This is a genomic window from Maribacter confluentis (assembly GCF_030505015.1).
Lineage (GTDB): Bacteria > Bacteroidota > Bacteroidia > Flavobacteriales > Flavobacteriaceae > Maribacter > Maribacter sedimenticola.
The window spans coordinates 805,794-821,184 of record NZ_JAUKUC010000001.1; the positions used below are offsets into that span (position 1 = coordinate 805,794).

Genomic DNA, 15,391 nt, shown 5'->3' on the forward strand with positions numbered 1-15,391 from the left:
AATAAAGCCGTTCATTGCTGAACGGCTTCAATATACAATAATCAGTTAAGTTTTTTTTACCTAAATGTAGTCACTCCAAATTTTGCTGCTTCTTCCTTGGCCAATGGTGCCCAAGCGGTAAGGTTATTAATCCTTGTATCGTTAGATGGGTGTGTACTCATAAATTCCGGTGGAGCTTGACCACCGCTATTTGCCTTCATACGCTTCCAAAGTTCTGCAGCTTCATAAGGGTCATAACCTGCAATGGCCATAATCTGCAAGCCGATCCTATCGGCCTCTGTTTCATGACTTCTGCTAAAAGGTAACATTACTCCTACCTGAGAACCAATACCATAGGCCTGATTAAATAAATTTCTTTTTTGCTCATCCTGTATGGCTATATTTCCGGCAACGGCACCTACCTGTTGCAAGGTTCCCGCACTCATGCGTTGTGCACCGTGGTCTGCCAAGGCATGGGCTACTTCATGGCCCATAACCACTGCAACACCCGTCTCTGTCTGGGTTATTGGCAAAATACCGGTATAGAACACAATCTTACCTCCAGGCATACACCACGCATTTACCGTTTCGTCGTTTACCAAATTATATTCCCACTTATAATCCTTTAAATATCCAGGATACCCATTTGCAGTCAACCAACGCTCTGCAGCAGCGGAAATTCTTTGTCCAACCTTGGTTATCATTTGTGCCTCGGTAGTACCTGTTACAACTTTATTCTCTGTAAGAAATTGATCATATTGCGCAAATGCAGATGGGAAAATCTGACTATTGGGGTAAAAATTTAATGTCTTTTGACCGGTAAACGGATTTACCTTACATGCCGAAACCCCTAGAAATACTGCAAGTATTAATACTATTTTTTTCATTTTCAAAATTTATGGTTAATGTTATCAAAATACAAAGTTATATATTTCCTGTAATGTGCAATAGGGTAAAGTTTTTGTCTATTCGCAAAACATGGTCATTTTCCAACAATAAATTTTCCAAGACTATTTCCTCATTATCTACCATTACAGTTTTTATTTTGAAAGGCAAACCATAAAAATTTAGCCTAATGGTCTGATAGTCCGTTTCAAAATCGCCGTCTTTAAAGAGTTGCACCGTTACGGAATTTTCTTTTCCCGTTAACTTAAAATTGCTTAAGGCATACCTACCCTTTTTGTAATCATATCCGTTGGCGGCATCTTCATAAACTTCTGAAGTTTCCGTTCCTTCTTTATAATAAACATCCAACAATAACTCATCTATCTTCTTTTCCCCTACATATTGTTGAATGGGATATTTTGGTATTATGGCACCTGCCTTTACAAAAACCGGTATTTTATCCAACTCTGCAATTACCCACTTTTCCTTACCGCCCTCTACACGTTCTTGGGTCCAAAAATCATACCAAATTCCTCTTGGCACATACAGTCTTCGGCCCTGTGCATTAGGTTCTTGGATTGGACAGACCAATATTTTTTCGCCAAATATAAATTCATCCGTTCTAAAATGGGTCTGACTATCCTCTTGATCAAAGAACACCAAAGATTGTATCATTGGTAAATTTTCCTTTGAATATTTATAGAACATGGTATACAAATAAGGTAAAAGCTGGTACCGTATTTCAATAAATTTCCTTACCACATCCGTGATCTCAGTCCCAAAGGACCATGGTTCCTGATCGCCGTGATCTCCGCTGGAATGTACCCTGCAAAATGGATGAAAAATTCCCAATTGTATCCATCTAGCAAAAAGTTCACCATCTGGCTGTTCAGCAAAACCACCAATATCCGAACCAACAAAGGAATAACCACTTAAACACATGCGTTGTATTTGCACATTGGCTATCCATAAATGCTCCCAAGTGGCCACATTATCACCGGTCCAAGTAGATGAATAGCGCTGTGTACCGGCAAATGCAGCCCTGGTTATCACAAACGGCCGTAAAGGATACACATATTTTTTGACCCCTTCATATGTGGCCCTTACCATTTGCATTCCATATACGTTGTGGGCCTTTCTATGGGTACATGGATAGCCATCATAATTGTGTCTGGTATCCAAAGGGGCCGTTTTGGACGGTACTTCCATAACGGCGGGTTCGTTCATATCGTTCCAAACGGCATGTACCCCTAGCTCCGTCATGAATTCTTTGTACAGTTCTGCCCACCACTCCCTTACTTCAGGATTGGTGAAATCAGGAAAATTACATTCTCCCGGCCACACCTTACCGTGCATTAACGGTCCATCTCCACGTTTGCAGAAATAATCATTTTCCAAGGCTTCATTATAAACCCAATAATCACGATCTACCTTTATACCGGGATCGATCATGACCACCGTCTTAAATCCATCTTCCTCTAGCTCTGCAATCATTCGTTTTGGGTCCGGAAAATGATTTTTATCCCAGGTAAAACATTTGAACCCTTCCATATAATCAATATCCAGGTAAATGGCGTCACATGGTATTCGCAGTTGCCTGAACTGTTCCGCTATTTCCTTTACATTGCTTTCCGGATAATAGCTCCATTTAGATTGGTGGAACCCAAGGGCCCACAAGGGCGGTAGCTCTGGCGTACCGGTAAGACTAGAGTATGAACTGACCACTTTGGACATTTCAGGACCAAAAATAAAGTAGTAATTCATTTCGCCACCATCTGCCCAAAAACTTGTTACGTTTCTGCGCTCGTGAGAAAAATCAAAACTTGTTTTAAAACTGTTGTCAAAAAATATTCCGTATGCGTTACCTTTTGTAAGACCAATAAAAAAGGGTATGGCCTTATAAAGCGGATCTTGCTCCTTTGCATAGGCAAACTGATCCGTAACCCAATTTTCTACTTTTTTACCCTTTAGGTTGCTATGCATGGCCTTATCTCCCATTCCATAAAAGCTTTCTCCAGTTTGGGTAATCTTGCTCATTTTTACGGTATTGCCCCCGTATTCATAGTTTTCCTCCCAATGAAAACCTAATTCATCTTCATTAATAATGGTGCCGTTTAGGTCAGATATCTGTACCCTAAGGGTCATCTTATCGACCAACACGCTCAGCCTAGCGGTGGTGATGATATATTCCGTATTGTTCTCTACCACCTCTAACTTACTGTAACCCATAGTACCCTCTGGGTCTATGGCATAGGAAAAATCAGGTTCAAAAATATGGTTTACCGCATATCTAAACCTAAATACACTACCTCTAAGAATGGTAATTTGTAGCACTACACCGTTAGCCGTAGTAAAATATAGTTTATCAGTGTCCTGGGTAAACTCGACTATATGATTGGGATAAAGGTTGCCTTTATATTCAAGCTCGGTATTTGTTATCATGAAATGGTATTAAAAAATATCAAAAACAGTAATCATATATTACTTATGACAAACTATTTAGCTCCTATATTATTTTATAATCACTATGCCCAATGGCGGTATAGTGATTTCAATGGATTTGCTATGGCCATGTGCGGATTTATTAACGGTTTTAATGACTTTATTAACGTTACCACCACCACCGTATTGTACTGCATCGCTATTTAAAACTTCCTTCAATTTTCCTTTTTTTGGTATACCAATCCTATATTTTTCACGTGGAATAGGAGTAAAATTACAGGCTATGATCAAATCATTTTCTTGATCATGTCCTTTACGTACATAAGTTAAAATGGAGTTTTCATGGTCACTATAATCTATCCATTGAAAACCCTCTGGACTAAATTGTTTTTCGTACAGTGCCGGTGAATTTTTGTAAAAATGGTTTAATTCCTTTACAAAACGCTGTATGCCCAAATGTCCATCATACTGTAATAAGTGCCAATCTAGGCTTTGTTCAAAATTCCATTCTGCGGTCTGCCCAAATTCTCCGCCCATAAACGTTAACTTGGTGCCCGGGTGGGTAAACATATAACCAAAGAGCAACCTGAGATTGGCAAATCTTTGCCATTCATCTCCCGGCATTCTATATACAAGTGATTGTTTACCATAGACGACTTCATCATGTGAAAATGGTAACATAAAATTTTCAGTGAACGCATAGGTCATACTAAAGGTAATATCATTTTGGTGATGCCTTCTGTATATGGGTTCTTTCTTAAAAAATTGTAGCGTATCGTGCATCCATCCCATCATCCATTTCATGCCAAATCCTAAACCACCATGTTCTACAGGTCTGGATACTCCTGAAAATGCCGTAGATTCTTCCGCAATGGTCTGCACGCCCTCATAGTTACTATAAACTGCCTCGTTCAGTTCCTTTATGAAGGAAATGGCTTCCAAGTTTTCGTTGCCACCGTAGATATTCGGTTCCCACTCCCCATCTTCCCTAGAATAATCCAAATATAACATAGATGCCACCGCATCTACCCGTAAGCCATCTACATGAAACTGGTCCAACCAGAAAAGTGCGTTACTGATCAAAAAGGCACGAACCTCATTTCTACCATAATTAAAGATCAAACTTTTCCAATCATTATGGTACCCTTTTCTTCTGTCCGGATGTTCATATAAATGAGACCCATCAAAATAACCAAGGCCATGGGCGTCCTCAGGAAAATGTGAAGGCACCCAATCCAATATTACGCCAATATCATTTTGATGAAAGGTATCTACCAGCAATTTGAACTCCTCTGGCGTACCAAATCTGGAGGTAGGAGCAAAATAACCGGTTAGCTGATATCCCCAAGACGGGTCATAAGGATATTCCATGACCGGCATGAACTCAACATGGGTGTACCCCATTTCCTTTACATACGATACCAAATCCTGGGCCAATTCTATGTAGGATAGAAATTTATGTTCCTTATTTTTTTTCCACGAACCTAAATGTACTTCATACACGGAATATGGGCGATCAAGACCGTTTTTATCCTTCCTATAACCCATCCATTCCTTATCTTTCCATTGATGATCGGATGTCCAAATGATCGATGCCGTTTTTGGCGGATGCTCACTATATCTTGCAAACGGGTCCGCCTTCTCTGTCCAGACATCGTTAATGGTTGATTGAATCTTATATTTATAGATTTCTCCCTTGCCTATATTCGGGATAAATCCTTCCCAAATACCACTGGCATCCCACCTTACGTTTAAGCGGTGTTCATCTGCATTCCAGCCATTAAAATTCCCTATGACAGAAACAGATTTTGCACTGGGGGCCCAAACCGCAAAATATGTACCCTCTATCCCATCTAGCGTTAAAAGATGTGATCCCAATTTTTCATATAGCCGATAGTGTTTACCGCTTTTAAATAGATTGATATCAAAATCGGTAAATAATGAGTGAACTAACACGTGAGCCATATTATCGCTTTATTTTTTTGTAAAGCTAATCAACTTATAAAGATTGCCGACAAGCTTTGATAATTGTTAAAATTATAAATGTTAATATCCGATTTATATATTACATTACCAAAATTGGAACGCTTTTTGAAACAGAACATCAAAATAATTACTTTAACATATTAACACAGATAATTATGAAAAAACTGAATTTATTTTTAGGAGCTCTAGTTACCCTATTTTTTATATCATGTGAAGGTCCGCAGGGTCCTCCTGGTTTAGATGGGTTTGATGGAGCGAACGGTGAGGACGGAATTAACATTCTAGGAAAAGTAGTGGATATAGAAGGATCATTTACCCTTGAAAACGATTATTCCATATTTTATGAATTTCCAAATAATGTAGAGGTCTTTGAAACCGATGTCGTTCTTGTCTATATTCTGTGGGATCAAACAGAGGATAACAATGGTGACCCTGTAGATATTTGGAGATTATTACCACAAACTAGAATTTTGGACCAAGGCTTACTGCAATATAACTATGATTATACTTTTTTTGATGTCAGTATATTCCTAGAATCAGACTTTGACCTAGGTACTTTGCAATCTGGTGATACGGACAATCAAGTATTTAGAATTGCCATATTACCTGCAGAATCGACAACAGGTAAATTAGATACCTCTAACATTGCTTCCGTAATGGCACATTTAGGGGTTAATGAAGATGATGTACAAAAAATACAAATAGACTAATTATAACAACCTTCATAATAATCACATAAATGCCTCTGGAAATAATTCAGGGGCATTATTTTTACTTCAATATTTTTTTAAAACCTTTGCATAAAAAACCCGTAGTTATGTTATACTGAAAGGTGTATGAATTTTAACGACTAAAACAAAAAAGACTGCAGCATGAAATTACATTTTATATTGGCATTAACCGTTCTACTTACCAGCTGTAACGGCAATTCACAAGTCAAAAAACAAGCTACCTCCAAGGAAAACGGACAGGAAAAAGAGTTTAAAATTCAAAAAACAAAAGCGGAATGGAAAAAAGAATTGACCGATGCTCAATATTACGTGCTTCGTGAAGCTGCAACCGAAAACCCATTTACCAGCGAATTATTGGACAATAAAGAAAAAGGAACATATGTATGTGCGGCATGCTCTACCCCCTTGTTCAAAAGTGAAACCAAGTTTAAGTCAGGTACAGGATGGCCAAGTTTTTATCAAGAAATAGAAGGTAACGTTGGCTATGATGTGGATTACAAAATTGGTTACAAAAGAACGGAAGAACATTGTGCCACGTGTGGCGGACACTTGGGTCATGTTTTTGAGGATGGTCCTGCACCTACGGGATTAAGGCACTGTATAAACGGAGTGGCATTAAAATTTGTTCCCGAAAAATAAGACTTCGCGCGGGACCCCCCTACCATTAGACAACTTTTAAATATAGCTAATATTTATTTAAAATATTAACCCACAGTTACATACCTACAACAATTGGGGTATTAAAGTCATATTTTTAAAACGTTTTACAAAATCCCGTTTTGGTTTTGTACTTTTGCCCTTCAATTTCAAACATCAAAAAAATCAAAATATGAGCACTTTCGACATTATTGTTTTAGGTAGTGGTCCAGGAGGATATGTTACTGCAATTAGAGCTTCACAATTAGGATTTAAGACCGCCATTATTGAAAAAGAAAGTCTAGGCGGTGTTTGCTTAAATTGGGGCTGTATTCCTACTAAAGCACTACTGAAGTCTGCACAGGTATTTGAGTACTTAAAGCATGCAGATGATTATGGAATAAAGGTAGATAATGTGGATAAGGATTTTGATGCCGTGGTAAAAAGAAGCCGTGGCGTTGCAGATGGCATGAGCAAGGGTGTTCAGTTTTTGATGAAAAAGAATAAAATTGAGGTCATAAAAGGCTATGGAACCCTTAAACCGGGCAAAAAAATCTCCGTAAAAGCGGAAGATGGTTCTGTGACCGAATACAGTGCCAACAATATTATTATTGCTACCGGGGCTCGTAGCCGAGAACTTCCCAGTCTACCACAGGACGGCAAGAAAATTATTGGTTACAGGGAAGCCATGACCTTGGATAAGCAGCCTAAGAAAATGATCGTTGTAGGAAGTGGCGCTATAGGAATAGAATTTGCTTATTTCTATAACTCCATGGGTACAGAGGTTACCGTTGTAGAATATTTACCGAACATAGTCCCTGTTGAGGATGAGGATGTTTCCAAACAATTGGAACGAAGCTTTAAAAAAGCCGGTGTAAAGATTATGACCTCTGCAGAAGTTACTTCTGTTGATACCTCTGGTGAAGGTGTAAAAGCCACCGTAAAAACGGCCAAGGGAGAGCAAATTCTAGAGGCTGACATTGTACTTTCCGCAGTGGGCATCAAAACGAATATTGAGAACATTGGTTTGGAAGATGTGGGTATTGCCACAGACCGTGATAAGATTTTAGTGAACGATTTTTACCAGACCAATATCCCAGGTTATTATGCCATTGGTGATGTTACCCCTGGTCAGGCGTTGGCACACGTAGCCTCTGCCGAAGGTATTATCTGTGTAGAGAAATTAGCGGATATGCATGTAGAACCATTGGATTATGGCAACATACCTGGTTGTACGTATTGCTCTCCTGAAATTGCTTCGGTTGGACTAACGGAAAAACAGGCCAAGGAAAAAGGTCTGGATATCAAAGTTGGTAAATTTCCTTTTTCTGCAAGTGGTAAGGCAAAAGCTTCCGGTGCTTCAGATGGTTTCGTAAAAGTAATTTTCGATGCTAAATACGGCGAATGGTTAGGATGCCATATGATCGGCGCCGGTGTTACCGATATGATAGCTGAAGCTGTATTGGGACGTAAACTAGAAACTACGGGCCATGAGGTCCTTAAGGCGGTACACCCACACCCAACAATGAGTGAGGCGGTAATGGAAGCGGTAGCTGCAGCTTACGATGAAGTAATACATCTATAACCCAAAAAAATAAGTAAGGCATGTTAAAACTATTTCGAGCAACGGCAATTTTAGAAGGTATCTCCTATTTGGCGTTGTTCGGAATTAGTATGCCCTTAAAATATTGGGCCGAAATTCCCGGACCAAATAAAATTATAGGCAACATACATGGTATTTTGTTTATTGCCTATATTATTTTGACCGTAGTTGTGGGGCTCAAATATAAATGGAGCATTAAGAAACTACTTATTTTTGGTATTGCCTCCTTATTACCTTTCGCTACTTTTTACGTAGAAGAGAAATATCTAAGGAAACAAAATGCCATTTAGCATTAATCTGCCAAATTGAACTTATATATCTTTCCATCAAAACTACAGAGATAAAGTTCTTTATCTGCATCTATCCCAAATGAGGATATACTAAGACCGGATTCCGATATCAATTGGTTGTTACCGGATTTATCCAATGCCCATATCCTACCGGAAATAAAATCCCCATATACATAGTACCCATTTAATTCCGGTACATTATTCCCCCTATATACGTAACCTCCGGTTATAGACTTATCATTGTTTTCGTGGCCATATTCATATAGTGGAAGTATTGTACCATCAACAGCACAATCAGCCTCTTTATAACATGATGTACCTTCTAACGAATTCCAACCATAATTTCCTCCTTTTTCTATTAGGTCGATCTCTTCCTTCTGATCTTGCCCTACATCACCGGTCCAAATTGTATTATCCTGTAAGTCAATGCTAAGCCTCCAAGGATTTCTTAACCCATAGGCAAAGATTTCGGCCCGTGCATCTTCCGTATCAACAAAAGGATTATCAGCAGGTATGGCGTACTCCAGACCAGTATCCTCATTATCGACGTCTATTCTTAAAATTTTGCCTAAAAGATTCTCCAAATTCTGTGCGTTGCCATCCGGATCACCTGATCCACCACCATCACCTGAAGCAATATATAGGTAACCGTCCGTACCAAAGGCCAATTGTCCTCCATTATGATTGGTATACGGTTGCGGTATGCGTAACAATATTGTTTCACTTGTTGAGTCTACTTGGTTAACGTCACCTTCAGAAACCTTGAACCTAGAGACAACCGCCTCCGAAGTATTTGGGGTATAGTATACAAATAGAAAACCGTTTGCACTATAATCCGGATGAAAGGCAAAACCTAACAATCCCAATTCATTTTCCGTAGCAATTTGTCCGGAAAGATCCAAAAACGTTGAAGTCTCCGTTACGCTTTCCTTATTTTCAAAAACTTTTATCAAACCGCCCTTTTCAGCTACAAAAAGACGATCGGTGCCATCATTAGGGCTTTGAAGGTCTAACGGACTTGTAAAATTTAAATTTGAAAATGCGTTTGTAAGTGTTATGGTGTTGTGTGGAAGTGGAGTATGAGCCAACTCATTTTCATCACTACACGATAAACCCAATACGGTTATAGCGCTTATAAGGAATATACCTAATTTTTTCATAGTAGTCTTTAATTTACTACTATCTACGAATTACCGGATTTGATCGGATGTTAAAGAAAACTAATAATTAATCTTTGATAAAACTTTGTATGGCCAGGTCATAACTTTTTAGGCCAAACCCCAATATTACACCTTTTGCAGCTGCCGAAATATATGAAACATGCCTAAACTCCTCCCGTTGATGGGTATTGGAAATATGGACTTCGACTACAGGTGTTTCTACAGCCTTGACCGCATCTCCTATGCCCACAGAGGTATGGGTATATGCCGCTGCATTGAGCACTATACCGTCATAGGTAAACCCAGTTTCCTGAATCTTTGATATAATTTCCCCTTCAATATTGGACTGAAAATATTCTAGTTCAACATCCTTGAATTTAAATTGAAGTTTTGTAAAATATTCCTCAAATGTCTGTGCTCCGTAAACTTCCGGTTCCCTTTTTCCCAATAAATTTAAATTGGGGCCATTTATAATGATAATCTTCATGCCATAAAAGTAACAAATGTTGCCCTAACAATCATCTGTTATTTACATAAGTACAGGTAAAGAAATCAACCGAGCATTAACGACGTGTTCTATACTTAGGTTCAAAATTATATACCAAGCCTAAGGTAATGGTAGTCCATTTTGCCTGATCTAAATTTATATTGGTATAGGATAAATTAACTTCTGAACTTGAACTTGTCAGATAAGCGATCGTAGGTCTGTAATATACTCCACCATCATTGCTATCGTTTATTCCCATGGCCCAACCAACATTACCACCAAAAGAAAAAGAATTGGATGTCCAGAAACGAACACCCGCGGATAATGGTAAAAATTGAACAGGCTCCAAATCAGAAAGGGGTATGGTAGATTGGTACTTTTCCGCAAATCCGTGAATATACCCAACAGCAGGGCCAATATCCACTACTTCCCCCAAAGGATACATATAGGAGGCATCCGCTCCTAAAACCACGCTTACCGCATCATTGAATTCGTTTAGCGGCAAACCTGCCTGTATTCCCAATTTAAACCCTTCCTGTGCACTTAGACGTAAACCCAATAGAACAAAAAAGATTAAGAAGCCTACTTTTTTCATACTTTAAATGTTGATTTTGCTAAGTGTTGAACGTTTTCACATCTGTATTATTATATCTTGGCCATAATAGGTCTTGTCAATTCATAAAATTACCAAGATGATTATCTTTAGGCCATGAACTGGAACCAAGCCCTAAAAGACTATACGGTATATCTAAAATTGGAAAGAGGACTTTCAGACAATTCCATCCAAAGCTATACACGGGATATAGAAAAATTAATGGCATTTTTGACATCCCAAACTATAACTACAGGGCCTTTGGAAATAGATAAGACCACGGTTCAACAATTTGTCTACGAAATTGCCAAAGTTGTAAATCCTAGGTCACAGGCTAGAATTATCTCTGGACTTAAAAGTTTTTTTACCTATCTAATATTTGAAGAATATAGAAATGACAACCCCTTGGATTTGATTGAATCACCCAAAATTGGAAGAAAATTACCAGATACGCTTTCCGAAAAGGAAATAGACAATTTAATAGGTGCCATAGACCTGGGCACACCAGAAGGTGAACGCAATCGCGCCATATTGGAAACATTGTATGGTTGTGGTTTGCGTGTTTCAGAGCTAATTAATCTTAAAATATCCGATTTATTTTTTGACGAGGGATTTATAAAAGTAACAGGTAAAGGTAATAAGCAACGTTTTGTTCCTATTAGCCTCGTCAATATGAAATATATTTCTATCTATAGAAATGAAATAAGGGTACACCTAAATATTAAAGAAGGATTTCAAGATATTTTGTTCTTGAACAGAAGAGGAAGGCAACTTACCAGAGCAATGATCTTTACGATTATTAAAAACTTGGCCACAACTATTGGGTTACAGAAAAATATTAGCCCACATACCTTTAGGCATTCATTTGCGACCCATTTATTGGAAAATGGAGCGGACCTGCGTTCTATACAACAAATGCTAGGTCATGAGAGTATTACCACCACAGAAATATATATGCATGTGGACCGCTCCCATCTGGCCGATGTAATGAATACGTATCACCCCAGGAAGGAATATTAGAATCTCCACTTGCCCCCAATGGTATGAACTGCCGGCATTTCTATCAATTTTTCCCCAAATGCACCTATGGCATCCTTGTTTAATTGTACATTGCTTTTTATCTCGACCATGAAGTTATCACTTATATCATAACCTGTACCAGCCACAAAACCAAGACGATAAGGCGCCTCCATTAATTCTTGACTTTCCGTAGCTATTTCAACTTCCAAACCTGATAGTAAATATAATTTTTCCGTTAGATAGACCTTTCCTAAAAGATTAGTCCTAAATCTTTCCGTTTGCAAATAGGTATCATAAAACCCATGGAGCTCCATTTGCAAACCATTAGGGATACCATAGCCTACCAAAAAAGATTTATGAACATCGCCAATAGCCGTAACAGGATAGGCATTTCCAGAAATTGACAACTTAGATAATGGTAAAGCATTGGTTGAAACCGGATCCTCTGTGGTTTGACCAAACATTGTATTTACGGAAATAAACAAATAAGTTGATACAAGTATTTTAAAACTACTAGTTTTCATTTCCGGTTGATTTTACCTTGAAGATATTTAAATTACAACTAGGAAAGAAATACTTGACAAAATTTTAACTGTCAGGCACTTAACGCGCCTAGCATCTGAACAATAATTGGGATACGGGGTATATTAATCATGTATAGATCAATCCTTAAACTGGCTATAATCTCTTTTGTAAGGGCGGATAATTAGTCTTGCCTCCCTATCAAATCTTATATAATTATACACCCAATTAATAAAAACGACCATTCTATTTCTAAAGCCTATCAGAAAAAATAAGTGTACGAACATCCAGACAAACCATGCAAAAATACCTTGAAAACGGTAGCCCTTAATATCACATACGGCTTTGTTTCTACCTATGGTTGCCATACTGCCCTTGTCATTATATACAAAGGGTTTCATAGGTTTATGTTCCAATAATTTGACCATGTTTTCCCCTAACAGCCTTCCTTGCTGAATGGCCGGTTGGGCAACCATAGGGTGTCCACGTGGGTTATCTTCCGTAGCCATACATGCAATATCACCAATTGCAAAAATTTCCGGATAACCAATTACTTGGTTAAACTCGTTAACCTTAAGCCTATTTCCTCCAGCCAAAACATCGGCAGCGTCCAAACCTTTAATGCTTGCCCCTTTTACCCCAGCAGCCCAAATTACCGCTGCGGACTGAAAGACCAAATCTGTTTTGGTGGTAACCGTTTTGCCGTCATACCCGGTTACGCGTACGCCTTTCCATACCTGTACGCCCAATTCCTCTAAAAAGTCCTCGGCTTTTTTGGATGCTTGGATACTGAAACCTGGTAACAGGCAATCTCCCCCTTGTATTATATTTATTTGTGCCCTTCTAGTATCCAGATCCGGATAATCCTTAGGTAATATCCCTTTTTTAATTTCCGCCAATGCTCCTGCCAGTTCAACTCCCGTTGGCCCGCCACCAACGATGACAAAATTCATTAAAGCATCACGTTCATGATAATCATCCGTTAAAAGGGCCTGTTCAAAATTTTCCAAAATCAAACTTCTTAAATTAAGCGATTGTGGAATAGATTTCATGGACATGGCATGATGCTCTATTTCTGTATTACCAAAGAAATTTGTCTCTGACCCTGTTGCGACTACTAAATAGTCATAGGATAGATCACCGATATCCGTTTTTATCTTTTTATGTCCTGGGTCTACCTCGGTAACTTCTGCCAAACGAAAGTAGAAATTGTCATATCCAATAAGCACTTTACGCAATGGATACGCTATGGAGTCTGGCTCCAATCCACCTGTTGATACCTGATATAAAAGGGGCTGAAAGGTATGGTAGTTGTTTTTGTCCAACAATACTACCTGTACTTCTTTTTTGCTTAATTTCTTTGCGAGGGAAACTCCCCCAAAACCACCACCTATGATTACGATTCTAGGATAGCTTGAAAGTGGTATGTTCATAGTTTTTAACTTGACGGCAAAATTAATCAAATGGACTACTACTTTAAAATAATATTCTCTTTTTAGTATCTTTAAGGCCTAACTCAAATAACTGACATCATGCGAAAAACCCTTATTTTATCAATATTACTCGGCGCCACCTTCCTATCTGTGAGCGCGCAGAAAAGTGAAAAGGAAGTACTTCAAAAATTAGAGCAAAAAAGTAAGGAATACGGAATTATAGCTCAAAATATTTGGGATTTCGCAGAAATGGGCTACCAGGAAGAAAAAAGTGCGGGTCTATTGCAAGAGACCTTGGAAAATGCCGGCTTTACCATAACCAAGGGTGTTGCCGGTATCCCGACCGCCTTTATTGCGGAATATGGCAGCGGAAGCCCTGTAATAGCTATTTTGGGAGAATATGATGCTCTACCGGGACTTTCCCAAAAAGCGGTTGCCGAAAAAGAATCTGCGGACAAAGCTGCAGGCCATGCCTGTGGACACCATTTATTCGGTACCGCGTCTACCGCAGCGGCCATCTCTACCAAAGAATGGTTGGCAGCCAACAAAATGCAAGGTACCATACGTTTTTACGGCACACCTGCGGAAGAAGGTGGATCAGGAAAGGTATATATGGTCCGTGAAGGACTTTTTAACGATGTAGACATTGCCCTTCACTGGCATCCGGGAGCGCAAAATGCCGCAAGCGCAGGTGCTGCGCTGGCAAACAAATCAGCAAAATTTAGATTTCATGGTATTTCCGCTCATGCCGCAGGTTCCCCAGATAAAGGAAGATCCGCCCTTGATGGCGTAGAGGCAATGAACATTATGGTCAACATGATGAGGGAACATATACCGCAAGAGGCTAGAATTCACTATGTCATAACTTCCGGAGGTAAAGCGCCCAATGTGGTACCAGATTTTGCAGAAGTTTACTATTATGCCCGTCATAATTCCCGTAATGTTGTTATTGATATTTTTGACAGAATGGTTAAAGCGGCAGAAGGCGCAGCACTGGGTACAGGTACTACAATGGATTATGAAATGATCGGTGGCACCCATGAACTCTTACCCAACCTAACCTTACAAAAACTTGTTCATGATAACTTAACGGAAGTTGGTGGTATAGCATACACAGCGGAGGAAAAAGTATTTGCCGATAAAATTGCCAAAACATTAGGAATGGAAAAGGCAGACCTTAATGTTGCCAAAAATATACAGCCATATAAAACCGAAGCAAGGGCCTATGGTTCTACAGATGTGGGCGATGTTAGCTTTACGGTTCCTACCGTTGGTTTTGGCACGGCCACTTGGGTTCCCGGAACTCCCGCCCATAGCTGGCAAGCGGTTGCGGCCGGCGGTACATCTATTGGCAATAAAGGTATGATGGTTGCGGCAAAAACTTTGACCAAAACCGCTATGGACCTATTTAAGGACAAAAAATTGGTGGAGCAGGCAAAAACAGAATTTTTGGAAAACAGAGGGGCTGATTTTAAATATATCCCACTTTTGGGCGATAGGGCTCCAGCATTGAATTATAGAAACTAAAATTCATTCAACTTTTTAAAAATGTCCAAGGTAATCCTTGGACATTTTTAATTTTCGTAAAATAGATGTAACAAAAAAAACTTTTGTTAGACTAATTA

General features: G+C 39.0%; 14 protein-coding genes. 6 read left to right on the top strand and 8 right to left on the bottom strand.

All coding sequences use genetic code 11. The features are described from left to right. Positions 1-56 precede the first annotated feature (56 nt). From Q2T41_RS03570 to glgB, 3 genes are all read right to left on the bottom strand, one after another. Positions 57-866 (bottom strand): M48 family metallopeptidase, encoded by an 810-nt coding sequence (locus tag Q2T41_RS03570; protein WP_089262924.1) that lies wholly within the window; start codon positions 864-866, stop codon positions 57-59. 37 nt (positions 867-903) lie between these two features. After that, entirely contained in the window at positions 904-3,306 is a 2,403-nt protein-coding gene (locus Q2T41_RS03575; protein ID WP_304434977.1) for a glycoside hydrolase family 31 protein, read from the bottom strand. Between the two features lie 69 nt (positions 3,307-3,375). Then, a complete protein-coding gene (gene glgB, locus Q2T41_RS03580) occupies positions 3,376-5,271 on the bottom strand; it encodes a 1,4-alpha-glucan branching protein GlgB (RefSeq protein ID WP_304434978.1) in 1,896 nt (631 codons plus the stop codon). 176 nt (positions 5,272-5,447) lie between these two features. Between glgB and Q2T41_RS03585 the strand changes: the two genes are divergently transcribed. From Q2T41_RS03585 to Q2T41_RS03600, 4 genes are all read left to right on the top strand, one after another. Further along, a complete protein-coding gene (locus Q2T41_RS03585) occupies positions 5,448-6,002 on the top strand; it encodes a collagen-like protein (protein ID WP_304434979.1) in 555 nt (184 codons plus the stop codon). Positions 6,003-6,164: 162 nt separating this feature from the next. Next, positions 6,165-6,662 carry a peptide-methionine (R)-S-oxide reductase MsrB gene (gene msrB / locus Q2T41_RS03590; protein WP_304434980.1) on the top strand — a complete coding sequence of 166 codons (498 nt, stop codon included), beginning with the start codon at positions 6,165-6,167 and terminating at the stop codon, positions 6,660-6,662. A 190-nt stretch (positions 6,663-6,852) separates the two neighbouring features. Continuing rightward, complete coding sequence (gene lpdA / locus Q2T41_RS03595; protein WP_304434981.1) at positions 6,853-8,244, top strand: dihydrolipoyl dehydrogenase; 1,392 nt, start codon at positions 6,853-6,855, stop codon at positions 8,242-8,244. A gap of 20 nt (positions 8,245-8,264) precedes the next feature. Then, the gene (locus Q2T41_RS03600; protein WP_304434982.1) at positions 8,265-8,552 is read left to right on the top strand and encodes a DUF3817 domain-containing protein; all 288 of its coding nucleotides are present in this window, start codon (positions 8,265-8,267) and stop codon (positions 8,550-8,552) included. Between the two features lie 2 nt (positions 8,553-8,554). Here Q2T41_RS03600 and Q2T41_RS03605 read toward each other — a convergent pair whose 3' ends face one another. The 3 genes from Q2T41_RS03605 to Q2T41_RS03615 all read right to left on the bottom strand — a co-directional run bounded on the left by Q2T41_RS03605 (position 8,555) and on the right by Q2T41_RS03615 (position 10,794). Then, positions 8,555-9,712: a PQQ-dependent sugar dehydrogenase gene (locus Q2T41_RS03605; protein ID WP_304434983.1), complete on the bottom strand. Its 1,158-nt coding sequence runs from the start codon at positions 9,710-9,712 to the stop codon at positions 8,555-8,557. Positions 9,713-9,779: 67 nt separating this feature from the next. Continuing rightward, on the bottom strand, positions 9,780-10,199 hold the full coding sequence (gene aroQ, locus Q2T41_RS03610; protein ID WP_304434984.1) for a type II 3-dehydroquinate dehydratase: 420 nt from the start codon (positions 10,197-10,199) through the stop codon (positions 9,780-9,782). Positions 10,200-10,275: 76 nt separating this feature from the next. After that, entirely contained in the window at positions 10,276-10,794 is a 519-nt protein-coding gene (locus tag Q2T41_RS03615; RefSeq protein ID WP_304434985.1) for a hypothetical protein, read from the bottom strand. A 114-nt stretch (positions 10,795-10,908) separates the two neighbouring features. Here Q2T41_RS03615 and xerD point away from each other — a divergent pair, with 114 nt between their 5' ends. Beyond that, positions 10,909-11,811: a site-specific tyrosine recombinase XerD gene (gene xerD / locus Q2T41_RS03620; RefSeq protein WP_304434986.1), complete on the top strand. Its 903-nt coding sequence runs from the start codon at positions 10,909-10,911 to the stop codon at positions 11,809-11,811. On the opposite strand, the gene Q2T41_RS03625 is transcribed toward xerD, so the two are convergent. Continuing rightward, positions 11,808-12,335, bottom strand: a complete 528-nt coding sequence (locus Q2T41_RS03625; RefSeq protein ID WP_304434987.1) for a hypothetical protein — start codon at positions 12,333-12,335, stop codon at positions 11,808-11,810. The genes xerD and Q2T41_RS03625 overlap by 4 nt on opposite strands. A 138-nt stretch (positions 12,336-12,473) precedes the next feature. Then, the gene (locus Q2T41_RS03630; RefSeq protein ID WP_304434988.1) at positions 12,474-13,766 is read right to left on the bottom strand and encodes an NAD(P)/FAD-dependent oxidoreductase; all 1,293 of its coding nucleotides are present in this window, start codon (positions 13,764-13,766) and stop codon (positions 12,474-12,476) included. Positions 13,767-13,865: 99 nt separating this feature from the next. Here Q2T41_RS03630 and Q2T41_RS03635 point away from each other — a divergent pair, with 99 nt between their 5' ends. Continuing rightward, positions 13,866-15,293, top strand: a complete 1,428-nt coding sequence (locus Q2T41_RS03635) for an amidohydrolase (RefSeq protein WP_304434989.1) — start codon at positions 13,866-13,868, stop codon at positions 15,291-15,293. Positions 15,294-15,391: the final 98 nt, after the last annotated feature.

What these genes read in the sequence shown, in the direction of transcription:
- Q2T41_RS03570 (WP_089262924.1), bottom strand. Translation starts at nt 866, where the DNA reads ATGAAAAAAATAGTATTAATACTTGCAGTATTTCTAGGGGTTTCGGCA.
- Q2T41_RS03575 (WP_304434977.1), bottom strand. Translation starts at nt 3,306, where the DNA reads ATGATAACAAATACCGAGCTTGAATATAAAGGCAACCTTTATCCCAAT.
- glgB (WP_304434978.1), bottom strand. Translation starts at nt 5,271, where the DNA reads ATGGCTCACGTGTTAGTTCACTCATTATTTACCGATTTTGATATCAAT.
- Q2T41_RS03585 (WP_304434979.1), top strand. Translation starts at nt 5,448, where the DNA reads ATGAAAAAACTGAATTTATTTTTAGGAGCTCTAGTTACCCTATTTTTT.
- msrB (WP_304434980.1), top strand. Translation starts at nt 6,165, where the DNA reads ATGAAATTACATTTTATATTGGCATTAACCGTTCTACTTACCAGCTGT.
- lpdA (WP_304434981.1), top strand. Translation starts at nt 6,853, where the DNA reads ATGAGCACTTTCGACATTATTGTTTTAGGTAGTGGTCCAGGAGGATAT.
- Q2T41_RS03600 (WP_304434982.1), top strand. Translation starts at nt 8,265, where the DNA reads ATGTTAAAACTATTTCGAGCAACGGCAATTTTAGAAGGTATCTCCTAT.
- Q2T41_RS03605 (WP_304434983.1), bottom strand. Translation starts at nt 9,712, where the DNA reads ATGAAAAAATTAGGTATATTCCTTATAAGCGCTATAACCGTATTGGGT.
- aroQ (WP_304434984.1), bottom strand. Translation starts at nt 10,199, where the DNA reads ATGAAGATTATCATTATAAATGGCCCCAATTTAAATTTATTGGGAAAA.
- Q2T41_RS03615 (WP_304434985.1), bottom strand. Translation starts at nt 10,794, where the DNA reads ATGAAAAAAGTAGGCTTCTTAATCTTTTTTGTTCTATTGGGTTTACGT.
- xerD (WP_304434986.1), top strand. Translation starts at nt 10,909, where the DNA reads ATGAACTGGAACCAAGCCCTAAAAGACTATACGGTATATCTAAAATTG.
- Q2T41_RS03625 (WP_304434987.1), bottom strand. Translation starts at nt 12,335, where the DNA reads ATGAAAACTAGTAGTTTTAAAATACTTGTATCAACTTATTTGTTTATT.
- Q2T41_RS03630 (WP_304434988.1), bottom strand. Translation starts at nt 13,766, where the DNA reads ATGAACATACCACTTTCAAGCTATCCTAGAATCGTAATCATAGGTGGT.
- Q2T41_RS03635 (WP_304434989.1), top strand. Translation starts at nt 13,866, where the DNA reads ATGCGAAAAACCCTTATTTTATCAATATTACTCGGCGCCACCTTCCTA.